Origin of the sequence: Bacillus sp. HMF5848, assembly GCF_003944835.1 — a bacterium.
In the GTDB taxonomy this organism is placed as follows: Bacteria; Bacillota; Bacilli; order Bacillales; family HMF5848; genus HMF5848.
On the sequence record NZ_RWIV01000001.1, the window covers coordinates 3,541,499 to 3,564,918 of the forward strand.

General features: G+C 37.4%; 25 protein-coding genes and 1 pseudogene. 6 read left to right on the forward strand and 20 right to left on the reverse strand.

The window, feature by feature from the left end:
• The first annotated feature begins 73 nt into the window (after positions 1 to 73).
• Positions 74 to 378 (forward strand): annotated as a pseudogene (locus EJF36_RS17025) (NifU family protein).
• A 41-nt stretch (positions 379 to 419) separates the two neighbouring features.
• Here the strand turns inward: EJF36_RS17025 and thrB are convergent.
• From thrB to yutH, 4 genes are all read right to left on the reverse strand, one after another.
• On the reverse strand, positions 420 to 1,352 hold the full coding sequence (gene thrB, locus EJF36_RS17030; protein WP_125907444.1) for a homoserine kinase: 933 nt from the start codon (positions 1,350 to 1,352) through the stop codon (positions 420 to 422).
• On the reverse strand, positions 1,349 to 2,416 hold the full coding sequence (thrC, locus tag EJF36_RS17035) for a threonine synthase (protein WP_125908433.1): 1,068 nt from the start codon (positions 2,414 to 2,416) through the stop codon (positions 1,349 to 1,351). Before thrC ends, thrB begins: the two co-directional genes overlap by 4 nt.
• Positions 2,416 to 3,714, reverse strand: a complete 1,299-nt coding sequence (locus EJF36_RS17040; RefSeq protein ID WP_185806947.1) for a homoserine dehydrogenase — start codon at positions 3,712 to 3,714, stop codon at positions 2,416 to 2,418. Before EJF36_RS17040 ends, thrC begins: the two co-directional genes overlap by 1 nt.
• A gap of 180 nt (positions 3,715 to 3,894) precedes the next feature.
• Complete coding sequence (gene yutH / locus EJF36_RS17045) at positions 3,895 to 4,887, reverse strand: spore coat putative kinase YutH (protein WP_125907446.1); 993 nt, start codon at positions 4,885 to 4,887, stop codon at positions 3,895 to 3,897.
• 235 nt (positions 4,888 to 5,122) lie between these two features.
• On the opposite strand from yutH, the gene EJF36_RS17050 reads away from it, so the two are divergent.
• The gene (locus tag EJF36_RS17050; protein WP_125907447.1) at positions 5,123 to 5,623 is read left to right on the forward strand and encodes a phosphatidylglycerophosphatase A family protein; all 501 of its coding nucleotides are present in this window, start codon (positions 5,123 to 5,125) and stop codon (positions 5,621 to 5,623) included.
• Positions 5,624 to 5,800: 177 nt separating this feature from the next.
• Here the strand turns inward: EJF36_RS17050 and EJF36_RS17055 are convergent, their stop codons facing one another.
• The 3 genes from EJF36_RS17055 to EJF36_RS17065 all read right to left on the reverse strand — a co-directional run bounded on the left by EJF36_RS17055 (position 5,801) and on the right by EJF36_RS17065 (position 7,903).
• Positions 5,801 to 6,565, reverse strand: coding sequence for a TIGR01457 family HAD-type hydrolase (locus EJF36_RS17055; RefSeq protein ID WP_125907448.1), 765 nt, complete (start codon positions 6,563 to 6,565; stop codon positions 5,801 to 5,803).
• Between the two features lie 166 nt (positions 6,566 to 6,731).
• Complete coding sequence (locus tag EJF36_RS17060) at positions 6,732 to 7,373, reverse strand: helix-turn-helix transcriptional regulator (protein ID WP_125907449.1); 642 nt, start codon at positions 7,371 to 7,373, stop codon at positions 6,732 to 6,734.
• Positions 7,374 to 7,468: 95 nt separating this feature from the next.
• A complete protein-coding gene (locus EJF36_RS17065) occupies positions 7,469 to 7,903 on the reverse strand; it encodes a DUF86 domain-containing protein (RefSeq protein WP_125907450.1) in 435 nt (144 codons plus the stop codon).
• A gap of 116 nt (positions 7,904 to 8,019) precedes the next feature.
• Between EJF36_RS17065 and EJF36_RS17070 the strand changes: the two genes are divergently transcribed.
• Positions 8,020 to 8,286: a DUF3055 domain-containing protein gene (locus EJF36_RS17070; RefSeq protein WP_125907451.1), complete on the forward strand. Its 267-nt coding sequence runs from the start codon at positions 8,020 to 8,022 to the stop codon at positions 8,284 to 8,286.
• A gap of 15 nt (positions 8,287 to 8,301) precedes the next feature.
• On the forward strand, positions 8,302 to 8,523 hold the full coding sequence (locus EJF36_RS17075; RefSeq protein WP_125907452.1) for a hypothetical protein: 222 nt from the start codon (positions 8,302 to 8,304) through the stop codon (positions 8,521 to 8,523).
• Positions 8,524 to 8,615: 92 nt separating this feature from the next.
• Here the strand turns inward: EJF36_RS17075 and EJF36_RS17080 are convergent, their stop codons facing one another.
• Entirely contained in the window at positions 8,616 to 8,891 is a 276-nt protein-coding gene (locus EJF36_RS17080; protein ID WP_125907453.1) for a YutD family protein, read from the reverse strand.
• A gap of 116 nt (positions 8,892 to 9,007) precedes the next feature.
• On the opposite strand from EJF36_RS17080, the gene EJF36_RS17085 reads away from it, so the two are divergent.
• Positions 9,008 to 9,739, forward strand: a complete 732-nt coding sequence (locus tag EJF36_RS17085; protein WP_260471930.1) for a YhcN/YlaJ family sporulation lipoprotein — start codon at positions 9,008 to 9,010, stop codon at positions 9,737 to 9,739.
• A 144-nt stretch (positions 9,740 to 9,883) separates the two neighbouring features.
• Here the strand turns inward: EJF36_RS17085 and lipA are convergent, their stop codons facing one another.
• On the reverse strand, positions 9,884 to 10,807 hold the full coding sequence (lipA, locus tag EJF36_RS17090) for a lipoyl synthase (RefSeq protein WP_125907455.1): 924 nt from the start codon (positions 10,805 to 10,807) through the stop codon (positions 9,884 to 9,886).
• Between the two features lie 304 nt (positions 10,808 to 11,111).
• Here lipA and EJF36_RS17095 point away from each other — a divergent pair, with 304 nt between their 5' ends.
• Positions 11,112 to 12,059: a M23 family metallopeptidase gene (locus EJF36_RS17095; RefSeq protein WP_260471996.1), complete on the forward strand. Its 948-nt coding sequence runs from the start codon at positions 11,112 to 11,114 to the stop codon at positions 12,057 to 12,059.
• 84 nt (positions 12,060 to 12,143) lie between these two features.
• On the opposite strand, the gene EJF36_RS17100 is transcribed toward EJF36_RS17095, so the two are convergent.
• From EJF36_RS17100 to sufB, 11 genes are all read right to left on the reverse strand, one after another.
• On the reverse strand, positions 12,144 to 12,248 hold the full coding sequence (locus EJF36_RS17100; RefSeq protein ID WP_125907456.1) for a methionine/alanine import family NSS transporter small subunit: 105 nt from the start codon (positions 12,246 to 12,248) through the stop codon (positions 12,144 to 12,146).
• Entirely contained in the window at positions 12,248 to 13,762 is a 1,515-nt protein-coding gene (locus tag EJF36_RS17105) for a sodium-dependent transporter (protein WP_125907457.1), read from the reverse strand. The genes EJF36_RS17100 and EJF36_RS17105 overlap by 1 nt, the downstream gene beginning before the upstream one ends.
• Before the next feature lie 462 nt (positions 13,763 to 14,224).
• Positions 14,225 to 14,995 carry a sporulation protein YunB gene (gene yunB / locus EJF36_RS17110; protein WP_125907458.1) on the reverse strand — a complete coding sequence of 257 codons (771 nt, stop codon included), beginning with the start codon at positions 14,993 to 14,995 and terminating at the stop codon, positions 14,225 to 14,227.
• Between the two features lie 56 nt (positions 14,996 to 15,051).
• A complete protein-coding gene (locus EJF36_RS17115) occupies positions 15,052 to 16,170 on the reverse strand; it encodes an HD-GYP domain-containing protein (protein ID WP_125907459.1) in 1,119 nt (372 codons plus the stop codon).
• A 320-nt stretch (positions 16,171 to 16,490) separates the two neighbouring features.
• Complete coding sequence (locus tag EJF36_RS17120; RefSeq protein ID WP_125907460.1) at positions 16,491 to 16,793, reverse strand: YunC family protein; 303 nt, start codon at positions 16,791 to 16,793, stop codon at positions 16,491 to 16,493.
• Between the two features lie 71 nt (positions 16,794 to 16,864).
• Complete coding sequence (locus EJF36_RS17125; protein WP_125907461.1) at positions 16,865 to 18,250, reverse strand: bifunctional metallophosphatase/5'-nucleotidase; 1,386 nt, start codon at positions 18,248 to 18,250, stop codon at positions 16,865 to 16,867.
• A 95-nt stretch (positions 18,251 to 18,345) separates the two neighbouring features.
• Entirely contained in the window at positions 18,346 to 19,170 is an 825-nt protein-coding gene (locus tag EJF36_RS17130; protein WP_125907462.1) for a sulfite exporter TauE/SafE family protein, read from the reverse strand.
• A gap of 12 nt (positions 19,171 to 19,182) precedes the next feature.
• Entirely contained in the window at positions 19,183 to 20,028 is an 846-nt protein-coding gene (locus EJF36_RS17135; RefSeq protein WP_125907463.1) for a DUF72 domain-containing protein, read from the reverse strand.
• 167 nt (positions 20,029 to 20,195) lie between these two features.
• Positions 20,196 to 20,768 (reverse strand): flavin reductase family protein, encoded by a 573-nt coding sequence (locus tag EJF36_RS17140; RefSeq protein ID WP_260471931.1) that lies wholly within the window; start codon positions 20,766 to 20,768, stop codon positions 20,196 to 20,198.
• Positions 20,769 to 20,833: 65 nt separating this feature from the next.
• Positions 20,834 to 21,853 carry a hypothetical protein gene (locus tag EJF36_RS17145; protein WP_125907464.1) on the reverse strand — a complete coding sequence of 340 codons (1,020 nt, stop codon included), beginning with the start codon at positions 21,851 to 21,853 and terminating at the stop codon, positions 20,834 to 20,836.
• A 168-nt stretch (positions 21,854 to 22,021) separates the two neighbouring features.
• Positions 22,022 to 23,419: a Fe-S cluster assembly protein SufB gene (sufB, locus tag EJF36_RS17150; protein ID WP_125907465.1), complete on the reverse strand. Its 1,398-nt coding sequence runs from the start codon at positions 23,417 to 23,419 to the stop codon at positions 22,022 to 22,024.
• Position 23,420 lies beyond the last annotated feature (1 nt).

The window sequence follows — 23,420 nt, forward strand, 5'->3', positions numbered from 1 at the left end:
AATCCTCCAAGTATTTTTAATGTACTCTACATACACGTATTGTACCGGAAAAAATTGCACAAGTAATATATAAATGCTCATGATAGATTTTTTTACAATTTCACATTATAATGTAGGATAGAAAGAAAGGAGTCGATACGCATGTCAGAAAAAGAATTATTTGCGCAAGTACAAGTCGTGCTTGACAAATTACGTCCATTCCTTCTACGTGATGGAGGAGATTGTGAACTAGTTGATGTAGAAGATGGAATCGTTAAACTTCGCCTTCTTGGTGCTTGTGGAACTTGCCCAAGCTCAACAATTACACTAAAAGCTGGAATTGAGCGCGCACTTCTTGAAGAAGTTCCGGGCGTTGTAGAAGTTGAACAAGTATTCTAATTTGAGCATATTGAAAAAGCGGCCAATTTGGCCGCTTTTTTTTATTTTTCAGCTCTTCCATGCAATAACTCAGCTGTTTTTTTGACGACACAGCCTTCTAAGTCAACCTCTAGCTCATGCACATCAAAACTGTCTAAACAACTTCTTAGCTCTTTAGCAATACTCATGCCCTTTCCTTTCTCCGCTAAGCATAAAACTGTGGGACCGGCACCACTCAACGCTACACCAAACGCTCCTGCTTGCTTGGCAACTGAGAATATTTGCGTCATTTGTGGAATTAACGTAGTACGATATGGTTGGTGAAACAAGTCTTTATCCATCATTTTCCCCGCCAGCTGCCAATCCTCTATTAGTAAGGCACCTACTAATACATTGCCAATAGCACTAGCTTCAACTGCTTTCTCAAAAGAAAACTGTGTAGGCAATACACTTCGTGCTACCTTCGTAGGAACTTCGAAGTGTGGAATCACCGCTATTATTTCCACATTTAACTGATTGACACGTAACATATATGTTTCATCCTTATGATGGCTTCCGATTACAAGCCCACCATATAATGATGCGCCCACATTATCGGGATGACCTTCATAAAGACTCGCAAACCTGAGCTTCTCGTTATTTGTGAGTTGCAAATCCGCTAGCTGATTAGCTAACTCAATCCCTGCAACAATAGCAGCTGCACTACTTCCTAAACCACGTGCAAGAGGAATGTCGCTCCACACCTCAACACGGCAAGGAGGAAGTATAGCATCATATTTTGCGGCTAGCCGATGTGCAACCTTATACATTAAATTGTCCGAACCCGATGGTATAGACGATACTTCACTACATATTGGTACAAACTCCCACGTCTCATTTTTCTCGATATTTAATATTAATTTGCGGTTAACAGCAAGCCCAACCGAATCAAAACCTGGCCCTAAATTAGCTGTAGAACCTGGGACAATAATGGTTAATTTTTCATGATCTTTCACACCGAAGCGACTCCTTGTAGAATATGTTTCATTACGATAGATTCATCATTAGGTAACACAATTGGTTTTACAGCAGCATGATCGATAGCAACGTTAGGATCTTTTAAGCCGTTACCAGTTAGAACAGCAACAACAGTGCTACCTTGTTTGATATCACCAGTTTTAATATGTTTTAAAACACCTGCTATTGAAGCACATGATGCTGGTTCTGCAAATACACCTTCTGAACGAGCAATTAATTTATATGCTGCTAAAATTTCTTCATCAGTTACTTCGTCAATAGCCCCTTTTGATGCTGAAGCTGCATTTACAGCATATTGCCAGCTTGCTGGATTCCCAATTCGAATAGCTGTAGCAATTGTTTCTGGATTTTCAATAACTTGATTTCGAACAATCGCAGCAGAACCTTCTGCTTCAAACCCTCTCATTTGCGGTAAACCTGTTTGCTTTTGCTCGTTGTATTCTTTAAAGCCTTTCCAGTACGCTGTGATATTACCTGCATTTCCTACTGGAATAGCTAATATATCAGGTGCTTTCCCTAATTGATCACATATTTCAAATGCTGCTGTTTTTTGTCCTTCGATTCTGTATGGATTTACTGAGTTTACAAGGGTAACAGGAGCATGCTCACTAATGCTTCGAACCATTTTCAGCGCATGATCAAAATTGCCTTCAATTGCAAAGATTTCAGCCCCATACATAACAGCTTGAGCAAGCTTCCCCATAGCAATTTTACCGTCAGGAATAACAATAATACATCGCATCCCGAGTCGGGCTGCATACGCCGCAGCTGCTGCAGATGTATTTCCAGTTGAAGCACAAATTACTGTGTCACTGCCTTCTTCGCTTGCTTTAGCAACAGCCATTACCATACCACGATCTTTGAATGACCCTGTTGGATTTGCCCCTTCTGTCTTTACATACAAATCTATACCTAATTGTTCAGATAAAGTATGCAGACGAATTAATGGTGTGTTCCCTTCATTTAAAGACAGCATTGGCGTATTTTCTGTTATTGGCAGAAACTCTTTATACTCCGCGAGTAGACCTCTCCAAAGTTTCATCATGATAAATTCCCTTCTACACGATATGAGCTCTTAACATCCTTTACAACCTCTATGTCACGCAACATTTGCATAATCTCCTCATAATCATGTAGCGAAGCACGATGAGTAACGAGGACAATTTCAGCAAGGTCACTATCCTTAAGTGGGAGCTGAAGTATTTTTTCAAAGCTAACATTTCTCTCCGCAAATAAAGCTGTAATATTAGCAAACGCACCGACTTCATCCTTAACATGTATCCGTACAAAATATTTTGAAAAGATTTCAGACGGTTCTTTTAATTGCTTAGGAAATTGAGGTGTCACAAGTGAGCTTCCATTCACACCTAATCTCATATTCTTCATAACTCCCACTAAATCGGATACAACTGCTGTAGCTGTTGGCAAACTACCTGCACCCGGGCCATAAAACATCGTTTCGCCAACGGCCTCACCATATACATATACTGCGTTGTATTCATCATTTACAGAGGATAAAGGATGAGAATCAGGTAATAACGTTGGTTCGACACTTACTTCAACCTTGTCCCCGTTCCGATCAGCTAATCCAATTAATTTCATCGTATAGCCTAACTGTTTACTATATTGCAGGTCTTCTTCTGATATTTTAGATATACCTTTAACCGTCGTAACATCACCTAAGTCAATGTTCATCGAAAATCCTAGTGTGGCAAGAATAGACATCTTTCTTGCAGCATCAAGGCCTTCCACGTCTGATGTAGGATCGGCTTCAGCAAACCCAAGCTTTTGTGCTTCGGCTAATACTTCTTCATAAGAACTACCGTATTTCATCATTTTAGTTAAAATAAAGTTGGTCGTTCCATTTACAATCCCCATCATTTTTGTAATGCGGTCAGATGCAAGGCCATCAACAAGACTCCGTAGAATAGGAATTCCCCCAGCAACACTTGCCTCATAAAATAAATCACACCCTTGCTCCTTTGCAACCCTTAACAGCTCAGAACCATGCACTGCCATTAAGTCTTTATTAGCCGTCACGACATGTTTTCCTGACAGTAGCGCTTTTAATAAATATTCCTTTGTGTCATCAATACCGCCCATCACTTCAATCACAACATCTATCTCAGGGTCTTGGATGATATTATAAACATCTGTTGTTATCTTCTCAGTATCCACATGCACATCGCGTTGCTTATCCATATTACGTACTAATACTTTGCGAATTTCAACGGGACAGCCTACTTGATGCAATAGACGATCTTGATGATTCTCTATTATTCTTACAACACCACTACCTACAGTTCCTAACCCTAATAATCCAACAGATATTGCCTTCATCAGCTGTCACTCCCTTTTTAAATGTCCGTTCCAAAAATACATTTGTTTTTCTATAGTGTACATTATAAGCCGTATACATATATGTGACAATAGTAATTTTTACTACATTCTATCATGTAAACGTTATCAGATCATAATTGACTACACTTTTCAAAAAAAAAAAAAAAAAAGTTCACCACATTATTTGGTGAGCCACTGAATAGAAGGTATCTTCCATTGCTTCCTAGGTACAAGCATATTTTCATAAAAATATGCTAAAAAGTACTCATGCTTGTCACTGTTCTCAATAAGTCTGCGCAGGTTATCTTCATATGCGCCACGAGATTCTTCTGGCGCCATTAAACCATTTTCGACGTTTGTAAAAAAAGTGAGCGGGAAGAGAACTCTCGCATATAATAAACGCCATCCAAATGGAGAAAGTGGATTTTGCTGATTATATTCAATTAGAAAGGATTGTATATCTTTATTAACTTGATCATTGTGAATAGTTTCATGTCGAATCCATTCAGCTAAATCCCTACTACAGTGGTCGAACACCCAATCAACAGGTAGGTTATACGTAATATTTAAAATATCTCTCGTGAAACGTTGATGACATACTGTTCCTACATCTACATCTGTAGGAGCAATGTCCAATTCAGTATCAACAACATATTGGATTGCATTCTCAGTTAATCCCATATAATATGGAAAAACATCCACAAATAACACTTCAAATGATCCAACTGGACCTTTGGCGATAACCTGTCTCCAGACCTGTTCAAGTTGGTCCAGTCTTTTTTCCCAAAATATCTTCCAATACCCTAATCTATTTAACGAAGTAACTTCGTATGGGTATCGAGCTCCTACCTTATGAAATCGTGCCAAATTTGTGCTTACATTACTATACCTACTCTCTTCCGTATACGGTACCTGCAATAATGCAATTGTCCGATCTTGAACTTTGCTGAGATATTTATTTTTTTTATTTTTCACGAACGTAGCAACATGAAATTGACGTTTACGCCCCATATATTCACTCAAAAGAATTAACTCTTGCAATTCTTTTTGGTCCATTTGTTGAATAGGGATAATAATATATAGTGTACTTCTTTCACGGAAACCTTCATACTCACCAATACGCATTATGTGATGAGGCGTCAAGTCATAGTGCTTTGAAATATCCTCGATCATCGAAATATCCCTCCCTCTAAACCTATGTATATGAGTTGTTGTAATTAAACATTCAAGCAAACATGATTTGATTATTTACCTTTATGGAAATACTAAAGACTACATTCCTTGCGTTATTTTATTTTTTTTTAGATAATGGAAAGAAGTAACAAAAAAGAGAGTGAAACTACAATTACTAGTAGTTATCTAATTCCCAGGTGCTATCAGACATTTTTGAAAAGGTTAGGTGATTTAATTGGCTGAAGAAAAACGTGGTGATCAAGTAGAAGAAAAAGCAAGACAATGGCTAATAGACAGAGGTGTTACAACAGAGGATTTAGCAAAACTTGTTTATTATTTACAAGAAAAGTACCATCCAAGTCTATCTATGGATGATTGCCGTATTAACGTAGAAAGAGTTTTATCAAAAAGAGAAGTACAAAATGCCATTATAACTGGCATTCAATTAGATATATTAGCTGAGAAAGGAATGCTTGAGGAGCCTCTACAATCAATTCTTTCTAAGGATGAAGGGTTATATGGTGTAGATGAGATTCTAGCGCTCTCTATTGTAAACGTGTATGGATCAATCGGTTTTACAAACTATGGTTACATTGATAAGCAAAAGCCTGGTATTTTAGCTGAACTGAATGATAAGTCTTCAGGAGCATGCCACACATTCCTAGATGACATCGTTGGTGCCATTGCTGCAGCTGCGTCAAGTAGACTAGCGCATCGCGCAGCAAATGTTGAATAATTTAATGAGCGGACATTATGGTGTGTAGTTTGGTGTTAATGTAAGCATTACCTCAGTGATACGTGTGACACCGTACGAATATAAGCCGATAGTGAGATACACTAAAAGCGAGCACAAAGTGCTCGCTTTTAGTAATACCTGATTGTTTAATATTTTATTGTCTGTCTTTTCGCCTTTTTATACATCCCAATCAGCTAGACTATCAACCACATATGTTGGCTGCTCTGGATAACCTTTAAGCAGTTCTTTTGTTGTAACTCCTGTATGAACTAACAATGCATCTAACCCAGCGTTCATACCAGCTTTAATGTCAGTATCATAATTATCTCCTACCATAAGCGTTTCTTCCTTACTTGTACCTAATACACGTAAAGCTTGTTCCATAATGATCTTTTCGGGTTTACCAATAAAGATTGGCTGCACGCCTGTCGAAACAGCCACGACAGACGTGAGTGAGCCATTACCTGGTAACAATCCTCGCTCTGTAGGAATCGCGATATCACTATTAGTAGAGATAAATGTAGCGCCATTACGCACAGCTAAACAGCCTAAAGCTAATTTCTCATAATTAATACCGCGGTCAATACCCATTACAATATAATTTGGATTATCCTCTTGAATAATTAGACCCTTCTCTTCAATAGCATGTCTAATACCTTCTTCACCAATTACATACACTGTAGCATTTGGTGTTTTGTTATATATGTAGTTAGCTGTTGCTTGACTAGTCGTAAATACTTGTGATGGCTCGGTTGGTATATCAAATTCTACAAGCTTTTGTGCCACTTGCTCTGGCGTGCGTGATGAATTATTAGTCACGAACAAATAAGGAATATTTTTCATTCGAAGACGTTTAATAAAATCTCCTGCTTCTTCAATTTTTTCTTTTCCTCGGTACATTGTTCCATCTAAATCAATTAAATATCCTTTATACTGCTTCAATTTAGTCCACTCCTATTATAATTGAAAATAATTAGGCTGCATTAAGGAAGCCTGCTTCTATAAAATAGGCTCACTTGTGCTATAGCTAGCCACTCAGCTAGGAAGATATTTTATATTTTCCTATACGTTAAAATAAAAAACGCTCCTTATAAAGAAGCGTCTGAGCTTATTTCTTTTTATCATAGCTTATCTCATATTTGCAACAGCCATCTCCTGTTGCTATACATGACCTTACTTTGACTTTTTCAGGCTCTAGAAGTTCTTTAAATAGTTCATGCTCTAGCCCACATGCATATTTATGGTGTTGTGCTACATCCATAATCGGGCAATTATGTTCTTTTATAATGAAAGTATCATTATCAATCTTCTCACATTCTGCCATATAACCATTTTCATTTTGAATAGCTACTAATTCTTTAAGCTTTTCTTCACGAGATTTGCCACTTAGCCGCTCTTCATACATCGGTTTCAATCTTTCTTTGCGGTTGCTAAACATCTCTTTTACTAATTGAGTTCCCCCAACTTGTTCAATATCAGCTAGAATATCAAGCGTCAACGCCTTGTAATTACGCGGAAATAAATCTTCACCTTTTTTTGAAAGCTTAAATACATGCGCAGGACGTCCCATCGGTTGACGAACTACCAACATTTCAATAAGCTCATCACGCTCTAGTGCTTGAATATGACGACGCACTGCCATTTCTGTAATATTCATTTCTTTAGCGATATCAGCTACTGTAAGTTGATTATTCATTTTTAACAGATAAATAATTTCTTCTCTCGTTGATGAAGGCTTATTCATGTTCATCGTAATTCACCGCCTCGCCTTCATTTTACCTTATTTACTCTCATTCAAACAATTAATAAACATTAATGTTTAAAAAGCTGTTACATTTACCTTTATTATTTTTTAAAGGCATTGACAGGACCTAACTCCTTAGCTATATACTCTCGAATATAGGTAGGGAATTTCTGAGCAGCACTCAAAAACTCATGCGTTGTTTTGTAAAGTACATCGTGGTCCATTGCGAAATATTGCTGAGTTAACATTTTTCTTAGCTCAATAATTTGTTTCAATTGTTCACCTACTGAGTGTGGAACAACCTTTTCATCTTCAAGAATATCAATAATATCTGCATAGCTTCCTGGATCACGCATGATAAATCCATCTATCATGGCGTTCCCTACATCTAATACACCATCAATGATGACATAAACGGCTCTTTCAAATGCGAGTTTATTCGTTTGCTTAATGTCAGTTTGTTGTTCAACCCAACTCGTAATTTCTTCTAGGTACTGTAGTATATTTTCGATTTTATCTCGGTCTACAAAATACATTGAAAAACCCTCCGATTTGTAGTTACTAAAATAATATTAGCACATTTTTTTCGTTTTAAAGAAAAATCTGCTATCATTAATCGTAAAGAATAACGTGGAAACTGGGGGTACATAGTATGAGTGAACGCTTTTTTTTATACGATGAGACAGTCAACACAAAAACACGGTTCGTAAGCTTTATGGGAGAAACAGAACGATTTGATTTAGCCATTATTCAATCAGACCGTTATTATGGTAAATATATTGTCCTTAATATTTTGAGCAATTTATTTGCCATTATTGGTGAAGATGATCTTAATGAACCAGGCTATTTAGAGCATGCCTTTCAGCTTGATGAACAACAGGCACAAGAGCTTCGTGAATTTTTATTTGAGCTTGTCTAAAGGAGATATTCACTAATGCCAAATAATGAACACTACTCTGACTTCTCGAATGTTGAGGTAATGAAACAGTATAAAGCTCCTGAACATACGCCAGATGGCCCGTATGGGTCACCAATCGAAGCAAGAAACAGTGTTAGTCATGATTCAAGTAAACGATCATACAGTGCTTTTAATTATGAAAATAAAGGCCTACATGAAGACATTGAAAGAAAAGATCCTGGGTCACACCGAAATTGAACATATCTATGTAATTTACTACTATTTATAACCAATGCAAAGAGGCTCATCCGAAAGCAGCACCAAAAGGTTCGCTTGTTCGGATGGCCTCTTTATTTTTTGACCTTCTTTAAAACAAAATAAGCACAGCCAAAGTTGCAATATTCATAAATGTACTCGGTAAGCGTACTGATTTTAGTGTCATAGGTAGCTTTTTGATTTTGATCATCAAAAAACCCTCGTAAGCGCAACTGACTATAACCCCAGTCACCAACAATATAATCATACTTTTGTAATATGTCACTGTACCTTGCTTTAAAACCATCTTCATTAAAACCATTTTTAAAATTTTCTATTACCTCGTATTGAGTGTTGTTTATTACGATCAACGCTATCACCTCACACTTCAATTTTTAACATATCACAAATTATAGTCAAATCTCCATCAATTTCTGTAACAATCATGATTTTTTTCGGACAACCTATAACCAAGGAGGTGTCAATATTGAACAAATTCATTACAGTTCTATTGCTGACAATTCCATTATCGTTAAGTGCTTGTGGCAACGCAAATTTAAATGATAACACTAGTATGCAGCATGATGGTGGTTACACGAAAGTGAACTATAAAAATGAACATGAAGAGCAAAATGTGTATGCTGACGATGATAAAGTTCGGTTTGGATACGTTCGTAGTCAAAAGTCTCCTGTTGAGACGACAAGAAATAAAGAAGGATTAAAGGCTATAGATACAGAACATACAGCATCAGTCATTAGTGAGCTAGTAACTCAGCTTCCTAACGTAAATGATGCCTCCGTTCTTGTGACGGACGAAGAAGCATTAATTGCCTACGATGCAAACACAAACAATCGATACGAAACCGCTGATCAAGTAAAGAAAACAGCTATGTCAGTCGTACCAAGATATTATCATGTGTACGTATCTGATAACCCGCTTATGATGAGGGATATTGAAGGATTTAGTAATTTAAGCAGTAATACGGAAAATATTGAACAAGTATTACAGAATACAATTCGCATGATGCTCGCTTCTCCACAAGGTCGAGATATGAGTGAAAGTGAAAACGAAAATGGTGAAGACAAGGATGACATGATGAACGAGTATTCAAACATGTCCAACCGTGAAAAAGATTTAGATGATCAGTCTTTACAACAGTATGAAAGAATATCTAACAATAATTTATATCCAGAAATGGAGTATAATTATTCAAGATAAATTAGCCATTTCAATAATTTGGCCACACAAAAGACAAGCCGATAAACACTGAAAAAACTATCGGCAACGCTACACTTCGGAGAATATATAAAGAGGCAACTCACTGTTTCTCACCTTACAGTTGAGTGCCTCTTTTGTCTTAGATCAAGCTTGTTTTACATTTTCTTTTTCATCTGCAAGACGGTGTTTTTCACGGGCTGCTGCATTAACCTGTTCGTCAGCATGATAAGATGAACGAACTAAAGGCCCCGATTCGCAATGACTAAATCCTTTTGACATTGCGATGTCTTTTAATTCTTTAAATTCATCAGGATGATAATATTTTTCTACCGCTAAATGCTTTTTAGTTGGTTGCAGGTATTGACCAATCGTTAGGATATCAACATGATTAGCACGCAAATCATCCATTGCCTCGATAAGGTCTTCCTTTGTTTCCCCTAGACCAATCATAATACTTGATTTAGTAGGTGTATTTGGCTTCATTTCTTTAGCACGGCGTAAAAACTCCAGTGAGCGTTCATACTTTGCTCTAGCACGCACCCGGTCTGATAGTCGACGCACTGTTTCAATATTATGGTTTAAAATGTCAGGATTAGCATCCATCAATGTGCGCAGATTCTCTTCTACTCCGCCCATATCAGAAGGTAACACTTCAATTGTTGTAAAAGGATTTTTACGTCGAATAGCTCGAACTGTCTCAGCAAAAACAGCGGCGCCTCCATCCTTTAAATCATCCCTTGCAACAGCTGTCACAACAACATGCTTTAAATTCATAAGCTGCACTGAATCCGCTACACGTTCCGGCTCTTGCCAATCCAATTCACTTGGCAACCCAGTTTTAACTGCACAAAACCGACATGCTCTTGTACAAACATCACCTAATATCATGAAGGTTGCTGTTCGTCTTACAGCCCAGCATTCATGAATATTAGGGCATCTTGCTTCCTCACAGACTGTATGTAAATTATTTTCACGCATCATTTTCTTCAAGCCTGTGTAATGTTCATTTGTGTTTAGTTTTATTTTTAACCATTCAGGTTTACGTTTGACTTGCTTACGATCTGACAAATAACTCAACTCCTATGACAATAGTCTAACGTATATTATAATGCTTTCAACTGTGATAATCCAACAAACCGTCCATAAAGCAATCATTTCCAAAAAAAACTTTTCATGAAATAGCTCGAAACTAACAAAATAAGATATATGAATGCGGTACATATTTATCACCTTTTGTTTAAGTATACAGCTAATAGTAGGTGTTTTTTCACAACCGTCTATAACTTGAACCGTTGACTCTTGGTACAGTTACTACCACGAAAGGAGAGATTTGCTTTTGAGGAAACTATATATATTTATTCTTGTTTGCTTTATAATTTTCCCATCAATAACACACGCCGAAACCGAAAAAAGTCAAGAACAAATCTATGAAGAACGTATGGCACTTTATACTAAAATGGAAGGCATTACACAAATACCATGGTACATTTATGCTGCAGTTGACCAATACGAAAGAAACATTAGACATGCTCGTCGTGATTTACCCGAAGAAAAAGGTGTTATCGGCATATATTATCCAAAAGATGTGTGGGCAGGTCCTCTCAATCCAGCTCCAAAGAACGCTACCTTCATTCAACACTTCGGAGGAGTCGGTTTAGACGGAGATGGAGATGGTGTTGCTGACAGTGAGAATGATGCAGATCTTTTATACACTTTTGCTAATTATTTATCCCAATACGGTCCCAATGAAGATCATATAAAAATTGGTCTGTGGCATTACTATCAACGTGATAAGACTGTAGATTTAATAATGGGCATTGCTAAACTATATAAAACGTATGGCACCCTTGATTTGAATAAAAAAGCCTTCCCTCTTCCTTTAGGAACTATATATAGCTATAGAAGCACATGGGGAGACGCTCGTGGCTGGGGGGGCAGACGTATTCATGAGGGTACAGATTTATTTGCTGGATACGGTCTTCCTGTTCGTTCAAGTAGCTATGGTATTATTGAAGTAAAAGGCTGGAATAGGTATGGTGGTTGGCGTATTGGCATACGTGACATCAATAATACCTATCACTATTACGCTCACCTAAATGGGTTTGCAAAAGATCTTAAAGCCGGGGATATTGTGGAGCCTGGGCAATTAATCGGAAGCGTAGGAAGCTCTGGTTACGGTCCCCCGGGAACAGCAGGGAAGTTTCCTCCACACTTGCATTACGGACTGTATAAGGATAATGGAAACGGTGAATGGGCATTCGATCCCTATCCACATCTAAAGCTTTGGGAACGCCAAGAAAGACAGAGAAGAAAAAAATAATGTCTCCACTTTAAACACGGTAGTGATAATTGAATCATAGCAAAGCACAAGGCCTTGTTGAGCCCTGTGCTTTGTTTTTAATGTTTAATTTTGTTTTGCTTTTACTACGGCGTTAATAATACTTGCCGCTAACCCTCCCCAAATTATTACCATTCCAATAACCATCATTACAATAGCACTTCCGTCCATTAGTACGATGCCTCCTTGTGTTCAGTTAATTCAAAGCGCTTTTTATCCCATTTCACAAGTGAGAATAACACACCAATCAATATCGCTGCACCAGCTATAGCCCATCCAAATGACGTTACAAACCATGTTGGATAGTCACCATAGTTCTCCGCCAGATTGGTACGAATGTTATCAAACATCATATACCCTAGTACAAGCGGTGTAATTAAACCTAAACAAATTCTCCACCACGCCCCAAGCTGAATATCAGACAATTCGTTTGCATGTGCTTGTAGATTTTTAAGCTCCCTCATAAACCATGCCACTGCTACTACTTCAATCAAGCCAGCTAACGCTACACCAAAGCTATTGATGAAATAGTCAACAACGTCTAAGAAATATAAACCACTTCTAGTCGCAAATAAAATAGAGATAAGAGCCGCTAAGCCACCCCCAACAAGTACAGACGCTTTTCTCGAGACACCAAATTTATCTTGAACACCAGCCACAAATGTTTCAACAATTGAGATTAAGGACGATAAGCCCGCTAGTACAAGTGATGCAAAGAATAAAAATCCGAACAAGCCGTTTAGCGCAGGAAATTCGTTAATAACAGCAGGGAATACAACGAATGCTAGCCCTACGCCTCCTGCTACAACTTCATCCACACCTACACCTTGCTGAGTTGCTAAAAAGCCCAAAATACTAAATACACCAATACCCGCTAATAACTCAAAACCTGAGTTAGCGAATCCGGTAATAAAGGCATTATTTGTAATATCTGATTTTTTTGGTAGATAGCTAGAATACGTAACCATGATGGCAAACGCAATTGATAAACTAAAGAAAATCTGACCGTAGGCGGCTACCCAAACTTTTCCGCTCCAAATCGTATCCCAATTTGGTTTAAAGAATGCATTTAGACCTTCAACAGCGCCTTCTAATGTTAAAGCACGGATTACAATAATTAAAAATAATACCGCAAGCGTTGGAATGAAAATCTTATTTGCTAGCTCAATCCCTTTTTTAACTCCACCAACTAAAACACCTAGTGTTACTACCCAAACTATAATAAGCGTAATTAAGATACTCCATACAGGTGCCAATCCTTCCAGTGCACCAGGTCCGTCTGATATATTTAATACATTGCTGAATAGGAACCCTTCTGTATCGTCACCCCAGCTTAAATTAAAGGAAAAAACAGAATACATAATAGCCCAAGCAATAATAGCGGCATAGTATACAGAAATAAAGAATGAAATAGCAACTTGCCACCATCCAATCCATTCCGCTTTCTTATTCATACGACCATATGATAATGGCGCTGATCCCCGATATTTGTGTCCGATTGTGAATTCCATAATTAGTAGTGGAATCCCTGCCGTTAGTAATGCAAATAAATACGGGAAGAAGAAAGCACCTCCTCCATTTTCATATGCTGTTGCTGGGAATCGCCAAATGTTTCCTAAGCCGATTGCAGATCCCGCAGCCGCTAGAATAAACCCTGCACGCGTGCCCCACTGTTGTCTTTCCATCTTAAACCCCTCCTAATAATTAATGACTAGCAATAAAATGTATTGAATAATTTCCTCAGGACAAGTATATGTCCGAATAAACAACCTTATAATTTAAAATTTTTATATTTTCTGATTTTTTAGTCTATAGTCAGTATAGCTAGTCTTTTATCATCTGTAAAGCATTTTGTTGGAATAGTTTATTAATATTTTATATTTTAAATTTTCAATTATTATTAAACGTTGTTATACCATTTGCAAGTCTGCTTTTTTAAATCAACTTGATTTGCATTGTGTTTATTAGCTCGGTCTTCCTATCGTTTTTTCAGCTTTTATCGTATATGGCTTCAGTCATGACATAAGCGAGCCATTGTTCATTAGAAAATAATCGGAGGCTTACTTAATTATGTATGACTATGCAATGCGGAAAAAATAAACATATACAAAAAGGTGCACGCTTATACATGCTGCACCTGTCCCGATTTAATCAATTGGCACCTCTATTGACGGCATATCTTCGCCACCTCGAATATACACATTCGGTACTTTGCCATTAATAATCCCCATAGCAACAGGAACATCTGTTGTTACCGTTGTCACTTCTGTAGCAAATGGTACGATGATCTGGACGTTTACTTCAATGTGTACCAGGATTGTAATAAAGGCATTATTCACGCCATATTCCTCTATTTTCGGAAGAATATCTGAGCTTACGTTACCAACTGTTAAAAAACGAATAGGGACGCGTGGCCCTAAGTTACCTAGTAACGCATTGTTTGTTGCTTGACCAAGCGGCACGGCATATTCAAGGCCTCTTGCTGCAGGTTTGTCATTTGCTGTTTCTACCTCTATATCACTCGGTAATTTTAATTTTTCTAAATCTCCATTTTCAGCTTCATTCATGTATGTTAATACTAAATTTGTAATTTCAGCAGACACACGATTGACAATAGCTGCGTCTAAAATTAGATTAGAGACAGTTTGATTTTCATCATAGCGAATCGTAATAATATCATCGACATTAAATGCCTCTTGCTCTACAACTCTTTGATTAACTGCTTTATTTATAACTAATGTTGCAATTTCTTTTGTTTTTGCTTCCGCATAATTCATAAGCGTCGGCTTGATTCCAACGTTAATAACTTCTAACCCAACCACAGTAGAAATAATAAACAATATAAATGTCAAAATAAATACATATCGAAAAGGCATGGGACCTCTGCGAATTATTGGTCTTCTTCGTTGTTTGGGCATAGCTCATCCTCCCCTAATGCATTTGTATGCTTTAAGGGAGGAAAATAATACAACCTTTACGACGTTTTAAATGCTCTATGAGACAGCGCTAAAGTAGTGTCACAGTCTGATATCATAACATCCAAGTGCTTACTTAAGTCTACTTCGTAAGGCACCTCAAGATGTGCATCGTTTTCTTTTAAAATTCGAATAACCGGACGTTCGCTAATATGATGATTCTGCTTTGACACAATCCCACTCCGTCCATCACTTAATATGACGGATAAGCCTACAGGGTATATAGCAATTGCTTTTCTAAACGCTTCGACAACAGACACATCATAAAGTGTACCAACACCTGAATATAAAATCTCTAATCCTTCATGAGGAAGCATAGCGTTTCGATACACGCGATTTGATGTAACGGCATCAAATACATCAGCTACTGCTATTATTTTCGCATATGGGTGAATTTCCTCCCCTTTTAATCCCCTTGGATAACCAGACCCGTTAATTCGCTCATGATGCTGATACGCACAATGAGCTACAAGTAACGAAACAGTATTAACCTTTCGAAGAATATCAAAACCAAACGAACTATGCTTTTTAATTTGTGAGAATTCGTCTTCCGTTAGTTTACTAGGCTTCATTAATATGTCTTGAGGAACTAACATTTTGCCAACATCATGCATTAAAGCGCCTAACGCTATAATTTCTACATCCTTTTTAGAGTATCCTTGATGAATCGCAATAGCAATCGAATAAAGTGTTACGTTCAAAGAGTGAGTGAATATATATCGGTCGTGTATAAATACATCAGCTAGTAACGTGACTAGTTCTTTTTTTTCATATATCTCATCAGATAATTTACGAACAAGAGACAATAGCTGCTTGGATGCCTCGTCTATTATAAAAATATGAGATATATTCGTCTCTCTATCAAATTGATTAAATATATCATTGATGGATTGAATGGATTCCCTTCTAAGTTGTTCCGAAATGGGGTGTACAATTTCAATATCATTCGTTCGCGCATCTTCAACGTACACGTAAGAAATCCCCATATCTTGTAAGCGTTGAATCATTCGTGTAGTTAAGGGGACACCTTTATTAATGAGAACCTGTCCATATTCATTTAAAACTTGTCTTGCAAGCGCTGTACCTGGATGTAATGAATGGGTAGTTTCAAGTCTCATGATCTTTTCTCCCGCTTCCGTTATGTGCTTTTACATGCATTATATACTAATAGTAATGGCTAATTCGACATAAATCTGCAAATCTCTGTAAATCACTACCTATTTCCTATCCAACTTTATTCCTATATCACCCCGGTATTATATATGTATTTTAGTATAAAAAACCTATAAAGATAATTCGCTGATTGGTGAGCCTTATGGCGAAGACAGAGGCGTAGTTGCACTTATACGTTAGTAAAGCATGAATTCTGAAAAATTTTATACCTTCCAATTAGCTAAAAAAAAGGTGTGTTATTGTAACACACCTTAAGCTATGAGGGTTAGACCATTTTTAGCAATGCATCTCTTCCCTTCATTCCTACTGAAATGCCAATATTCTCTGCTTCGATTGTGATTGATTCTAACGGTGCTTCAAGAAGCTGCTCGATTGTTCGGACACCGACGGCACGACCGGCGATAATCCCACGGTCACGAAGCTTCTCATTCAATAATTGAACATCTAAAGCACCGCACATAATATAGCCCTTTTCGTTAGTTACTGCCATAAAATTTGTTTTTGGCAGAGCAACTGTTATGGCCGTGAACTGCTTACCCTCAATAATAATAGGTGTCATCGATACCATTTGCTTCTACACCCCTTCCTAAAATCACTTTATGCAATAGCCCTAGGTGGGGTGATAATACAAATACCCAATTACATTCTCTTTAATCGCCAAGCTAAAACATCGCGCAAAAACTCAGGCATAAAGAAATGTTTCTCAGTTGCATGGCGAATAGCAGGATATAAATTTCCAAATGTAAACATATCGATAGTTGCGACTTTGTAACACTTATCCATATTTAATGGTTCTCCATTAATTTTTATATTACGTATATGCTCTTTTCCATCAGACAACACTTCATACTTCCATTCCACTCCTGAATAGACCATTCGCCCCATTACTTTTCCTCGAAAGCCAAATCCTTTTACCTCTAGCTCCTGAACTTCTTTTGTGTTTGCATGTAAGATAACCTCTTTTAACTCATCCCCACGCAAGTCTACCGTACAAGGATTTATTGGATGTGGACAAATTTTGTGAACATCCGCCCAAGTGACAACACCTGCTGATAAAGATTCTAGCAAAACCCCACTATTTATCATACCAATATCACTGTTACACCAATCTTTTAACGCCGATGCAAGTGTGAGAGCAAAAGGTGACTCATCAAACCAATCAACCTCTAAATCTTCATGTAGGACAGCAACTTTTCTATTTAGATGAATCATTTCCTTTTCTGCTATACTGTCTAATAGCTGCGCTGTATACTTATGTTCTTTCGCTAGTTGAACATCAATAAGCTCAGCCTGTTTACGCACAATTGAACGAGTTCGATAATCTAACAATAATTCAACATGTCCGACATACTGACCAAATTTTCCTGCGCCACATAGTAACGTATCTTCAATATATTTTCCCTCTGGTAATATGTGATGTGTATGAGCACCTAATATTACATCAACATCCGGGTACGCTTGTGCAATCTTTTCGTCATCATGAATGCCAAGATGACTTAGCAGGATAATAACATCTACTTGCTTTCTAAGCTCAAATAAAACATTTTGCAACGCTATAAAAGGGTCCTCAAGGCTCCAACCTAATATTTCATAAAACTTATGAAAAAACGCTGTTACAGCTGTTACCCCTATTTTCATTCCATTAGCTGTAGTTATAATTTTATATGGCTTAGCCCAATGGGGGCGTTCATCATTCGTGTAAAATAAATTTGCGACTATCACAGGAAAATTCGCATGCTCATACAGCGCATCTAAATCTTCAAAAGCCAACGTTATACCCTCGTTATTCCCAATAGTCACACCATCAACCTGCGCTTCGTTAAGTAATTGAACATTTGCTTTTCCTAATGTTGCTTCCGACATAGGATGAACACGATCAACATGATCACCAATATCAAAAAAAAGCATTTGCTCATAACTATTCGCATGTTTTTTGCGAGCATCCTCGATAATTTTCATAGCTTTTGGCCAGTTTGAAAAATGACTGTGCAAATCATTTATATGGTAAATATGTAATGTTTCCATAAATATTCACCGCCTATATATTATTGTATTGACAAAAAGAAAGCTGTTCTAATTAACTCGACTGCCAAAGCACCCTCTTCAAGCTAAACTTAAAATTAAAATATACCTTCATATAATAACTGTGCACCAATTAAAATTAAGATCACGCGCAACACCATAACAATAGTTCGACTAGCAAGGCGAGTATTAATCCATGCACCCAATTTTCCACCAACCCATGCACCTGGTGCTAAAGATAAAGCTAAAAACCAACTAACATGACCTAATGAAATATGAGTTGCTGACGATACGATAGCGGATAAAAAGATGGAAAACATTGACGTAGCCACTGCAACATGAGGCGGAAAGAAAAATAGTAGTATAAGAGCCGGTACTAATAAAGACCCACCACCGATTCCAAATAACCCTGAAAACAGTCCTACAACAAATGCAACGGCAATTAAGCTTATTGGATGAAAGCCATACACAAGCGTTTGTCCCTCTGGACTTGCAAACGTTTTTTGAATAGTAAATCTTTTGTTGTTTTGTTTCATTGGTTTCATTCGATCATTAAAGAAAAGCAATAAAGATGTTACTATAATAAAAATTCCTAAATACACAGAAAAGTTATCTACATGTAACCAAGAATTAATCCACGCACCGACGATGGCGCCTGGTCCACTTCCAGCAAATACAAAAAGACCACTCTTTATATCAACAGTTTTATGCTTTATGTATGCAAGAGTTGAGGATAAAGATGTAAATATTATGACTACTAACGATGTACCAACCGCTATTTGTGGTGATACATGTGGAAGTAATGTCGTATACGTACTTAAAAATAACAACGCTGGCACTACAATGACTCCCCCGCCTAAGCCCACTAAACTGCCAAATGTTCCCGCAACTAAGCCGAGGATAATTAATATGACTATGTCCATCTAGATCTCCCTTCAAAATAACGATAGCTGTTTCGGCGCTAATCCTCCATATTCAATCCCGAGCAATTTTATTAGCATTTTGGCATTTCCTACTGCATGCCCTCCAGAGTTATTATTAAAAAGCACATATATGTGCTGAGAACTTTTTTGTAGACTTGCTAAATGACTCGCCCATTCACTTAATTCTGTTAAATTATAATCATATAAATAGCGAACATCTCTCCAATTCGCACCGATAGAGTGACGCCATCCATGAACATTTCTTCCATGAAAACGTACTAACGTCTTGATAGGATCCGTTGGTATTAAAACTGTAGGAATAGACCCACTGTGGCCTTGCGGTTCGTCACATATACTATGAATCCAACCATCTTCTTGCATCATATGTAGAGTCTTCGCTCGGAACCTTTCGAGAAACCATGACTGATGGCGAAACTCTAATGCTATCGGGAGGTCAGTCATTAATTGACGACACTTTCTAATATATGCCACATGCTCCTTAGTACAATCATACCATGGCGGAAACTGAAAGAGTATCATCGCTAATTTATTTCCAGATATAAAGGGTTGTAAGCTTTGTTTGAATACTTCAAACATCTCTTCAACACTAGCAAAAGGAATATCTCCACGCGTATGACCAGTCATCCCTTGATATGCTTTTACTATAAATTGAAATGATGTGGGTGTTTGTGAAACCCATTTTTCGACGGTAACTTGTGATGGTATAGCATAAAACGACGAATCGACTTCTACAATAGGAAAATGAGAAGCATATTGCGCCAGTTTATTGCGAGGGGATATTCCACCACTATATAAGCTATCATGGTCCCCCCAACCTGTCACACCAACATAAATCATACTGTTCACCTAATTCTTTTAGACTTAAAAATAATATTACGGTAATCTGCATTGTTTTCCAAATATTTCGTTTGAGTAGCACAAGCAAGCTCACTTTTAGGAGTCGCAGATCATACTTTATACAAAAAAAGACTGGGATAGCACATACCCCAGTAGATTTAGAATATTTAATTCTTTTTAATAGGACGAGGCAAAGAGAAGACGTCTTTCATTCGAGCATATTCAGCTCTCCCTAGTCTACCTACTGTGTTAAGCTTCTCAGCAAGTACTTTTCCGTTCTCGTGAGTGTCTTCGTCTATATGAAACATGACTACTTCTCCAATTATCAAATCACAGTTATACTGCTCAGCCGTGCCAAGAGGAATAGATTCATGTAAGATACACTCTAATCTTACCTTCGCCTCACCGATAGCAGGAACTTGTATGTTTTTACTCTCTATTAACGTAAACCCTACTTGTTCTACTTCACTAATATTAGATGGGTATTCATATGAAGTATCATTCATTTGTGGAACTAGCGTTTCATCTATTATATGAACAACAAATTCCTTTTTAGATAATATATTTTTAGCAGTATCTTTTACAATATCCCCATTTCTTCTTCCAATAGAAATAGAGATAAGTGGGGGGGACGAAGTTAATACGTTAAAAAAGCTAAATGGGGCTGCGTTAACTATACCTTCATCCGATTCCGATGTGACAAGTGCTATAGGACGAGGGATGACAGCACTACTTAACAAACGATAATTTTCCTTTGAGGTTAGTTTTTTTGGATCAATATATATAATGTTACTCACTCCTGTTATTATTTTTCTCTAGTAGAATCTTCTGTTAACTGAATGGTCGTGCTATAGGTTTGCGCCACTATATCTCCATTACTTTGTAACGGTCTTGTTTCTACTGATAGATTTATTTCTCTTTCTATTTGATTAGAGCCCACGCCCATCACAAACACATCACCGTTTTTCATCACATACTCTTTCATTTCACTCGTACCACTACCAAATTGAACTTTTGTCAGTTCTATGTCTCCTTGCCCCTCATAATACAGTTCAAGACTGTACTTCCAAAAGTCACTCTCATGTTTAGGTGTAATAATAGCTTGGAACATACCTATTTGTTGTTTAATCGGTTCTAATACAACCACTTCTTTAGATGCCATTGTATTTTGTAAATAGACCTGATTGTCACCCGTGTCAATGCTGATCCCCATCAATAATGGCTCTAACATTGATATACTTTGACTGGAGAGGTTTTTCACATCAAATGACACATATCCTTTTATTACAATGGTACTACCATCAGACGAGTATATTTCGTCATCGTAATCTATTACGTTTTTCGTAATGAATTCATTATAAACAGGTTGTATGTCTTGTGCCTGTTTATTTGTTTTGTTATTAAGTTTCACCTCATAGCTAAGAACTTGGATATGGGGTTCTGCTCCTTGAGAAAGTACCGTTGCAACATCTTCAATTGTAAATTCGTTAACTATTTCTTCTTTTAAAGAAATATAGCCGTCTTGCACAATCATTAGAATTTGGCGATTTTCTTTTTCAAATACATGCTGTGCACCAAGCTGCAAAGAGGTATTCTCTTTCCAACCATATTTTTCAATTTCCTTTATATAGTCGGATGGAATGCCTTGTAAAAAGCTCATATCTTCATATTTCAAAAAAACATGAGAACCTAATGTTTCACTGTTATCCTCCTGTTTAGGTACAGGGAAATCAGGAAAGATCTCAGATTCATGAAAAGTAACTCGGTCAGAAGAACATCCTGTTAAAAGTATTAAGACAAATATGAATGCAGTTATATATTTCATACATAAGTCTCCTTTACATTTCTATTTTCAAGTGTAGCATGAACCGAGCCCACTTTACCAAAAATTTCATTTTACATAAAACACAAAAAACCGGATAGGGCACTGTTTTATCAGTGTCCGCTATCCGGGGAATAGTTTATGCTCTTGGGTACCATTTTTAAAATAGTATTATCCGATAGAACCTTCCATCTCGAACTTGATTAAGCGGTTCATTTCAACTGCATATTCCATTGGTAGTTCCTTTGTAAACGGCTCAATGAAGCCCATTACGATCATTTCTGTTGCTTCTTGCTCAGAAATACCACGGCTCATCAAGTAGAATAATTGCTCTTCTGATACTTTTGAAACCTTTGCTTCGTGCTCTAATGAAATGTTATCATTTAAGATTTCATTGTAAGGAATCGTATCAGATTTAGATTTATTATCCATAATTAATGTGTCACACTCGATGTTAGCACGTGCACCTTCTGCTTTACGCCCAAAGTGAACGATACCACGATATGTTACATTACCGCCTTGTTTAGAAATAGATTTAGATACAATAGTAGATGATGTGTTAGGTGCTAAATGAATCATTTTAGCTCCTGCATCCTGGTGCTGCCCTTTCCCAGCAATCGCAATAGAAAGAGTCATACCACGTGCACCTTCACCTTTTAAAATACAGGCTGGATACTTCATTGTTAGCTTCGAACCGATGTTACCATCAATCCATTCCATCGTTGCATTTTCTTCACAAACAGTACGCTTAGTTACAAGGTTATACACGTTGTTTGCCCAGTTCTGAATTGTCGTATAGCGGCAATAGCCACCTTTTTTAACAATAATTTCAACTACGGCACTATGAAGCGAGTTTGTTGTATACACAGGAGCTGTACAGCCTTCAACGTAATGAACATGTGCCCCCTCATCTACGATAATAAGAGTACGTTCAAATTGCCCCATGTTCTCAGAGTTAATACGGAAATATGCTTGTAAAGGTGTATCAACCTTTACACCTGGTGGTACGTAAATAAATGAACCACCTGACCATACTGCTGAGTTAAGTGCTGAGAATTTGTTATCAGTAGGTGGAATGACAGTCGCCCAATGCTTTTTGAAGATTTCTTCGTTTTCTTTAAGCGCTGTATCAGTATCCTTAAAGACAATACCTAAATCTTCAAGGTCTTCTTTCATGTTATGATACACTACCTCAGACTCATATTGAGCAGATACACCAGCTAAATACTTTTGCTCTGCTTCAGGAATACCTAATTTATCAAACGTACGTTTAATCTCTTCAGGCACCTCATCCCATGAACGCTCTGATTTTTCCGATGGTTTAACATAATATGTTATCTCATCAAAGTTAAGCCCTGCTAAGTCACCACCCCACTGTGGCATAGGAAGCTTATAAAAATGCTCAAGTGACTTCAAGCGAAAGTCAAGCATCCATTGAGGCTCATTCTTCATACGAGAAATTTCCTCAACAATCTCCTTTGTTAACCCACGGCCAGAACGGAAAATCGAAACGTCCTTATCTCTAAACCCATATTTATAATCACCGATTTCCGGCATTTTTTTAGCCATT

Bases quoted from the DNA above. Each gene is read 5' to 3' on its own strand.
- thrC (WP_125908433.1), bottom strand. From the start codon at position 2,416: ATGAAACTTTGGAGAGGTCTACTCGCGGAGTATAAAGAGTTTCTGCCA.
- EJF36_RS17040 (WP_185806947.1), bottom strand. From the start codon at position 3,714: ATGAAGGCAATATCTGTTGGATTATTAGGGTTAGGAACTGTAGGTAGT.
- yutH (WP_125907446.1), bottom strand. From the start codon at position 4,887: ATGATCGAGGATATTTCAAAGCACTATGACTTGACGCCTCATCACATA.
- EJF36_RS17060 (WP_125907449.1), bottom strand. From the start codon at position 7,373: ATGAACATGAATAAGCCTTCATCAACGAGAGAAGAAATTATTTATCTG.
- EJF36_RS17065 (WP_125907450.1), bottom strand. From the start codon at position 7,903: ATGTATTTTGTAGACCGAGATAAAATCGAAAATATACTACAGTACCTA.
- EJF36_RS17070 (WP_125907451.1), top strand. From the start codon at position 8,020: ATGAGTGAACGCTTTTTTTTATACGATGAGACAGTCAACACAAAAACA.
- EJF36_RS17075 (WP_125907452.1), top strand. From the start codon at position 8,302: ATGCCAAATAATGAACACTACTCTGACTTCTCGAATGTTGAGGTAATG.
- EJF36_RS17100 (WP_125907456.1), bottom strand. From the start codon at position 12,248: ATGGACGGAAGTGCTATTGTAATGATGGTTATTGGAATGGTAATAATT.
- EJF36_RS17105 (WP_125907457.1), bottom strand. From the start codon at position 13,762: ATGGAAAGACAACAGTGGGGCACGCGTGCAGGGTTTATTCTAGCGGCT.
- yunB (WP_125907458.1), bottom strand. From the start codon at position 14,995: ATGCCCAAACAACGAAGAAGACCAATAATTCGCAGAGGTCCCATGCCT.
- EJF36_RS17115 (WP_125907459.1), bottom strand. From the start codon at position 16,170: ATGAGACTTGAAACTACCCATTCATTACATCCAGGTACAGCGCTTGCA.
- EJF36_RS17120 (WP_125907460.1), bottom strand. From the start codon at position 16,793: ATGGTATCGATGACACCTATTATTATTGAGGGTAAGCAGTTCACGGCC.
- EJF36_RS17125 (WP_125907461.1), bottom strand. From the start codon at position 18,250: ATGGAAACATTACATATTTACCATATAAATGATTTGCACAGTCATTTT.
- EJF36_RS17130 (WP_125907462.1), bottom strand. From the start codon at position 19,170: ATGGACATAGTCATATTAATTATCCTCGGCTTAGTTGCGGGAACATTT.
- EJF36_RS17135 (WP_125907463.1), bottom strand. From the start codon at position 20,028: ATGATTTATGTTGGTGTGACAGGTTGGGGGGACCATGATAGCTTATAT.
- EJF36_RS17145 (WP_125907464.1), bottom strand. From the start codon at position 21,853: ATGAAATATATAACTGCATTCATATTTGTCTTAATACTTTTAACAGGA.
- sufB (WP_125907465.1), bottom strand. From the start codon at position 23,419: ATGGCTAAAAAAATGCCGGAAATCGGTGATTATAAATATGGGTTTAGA.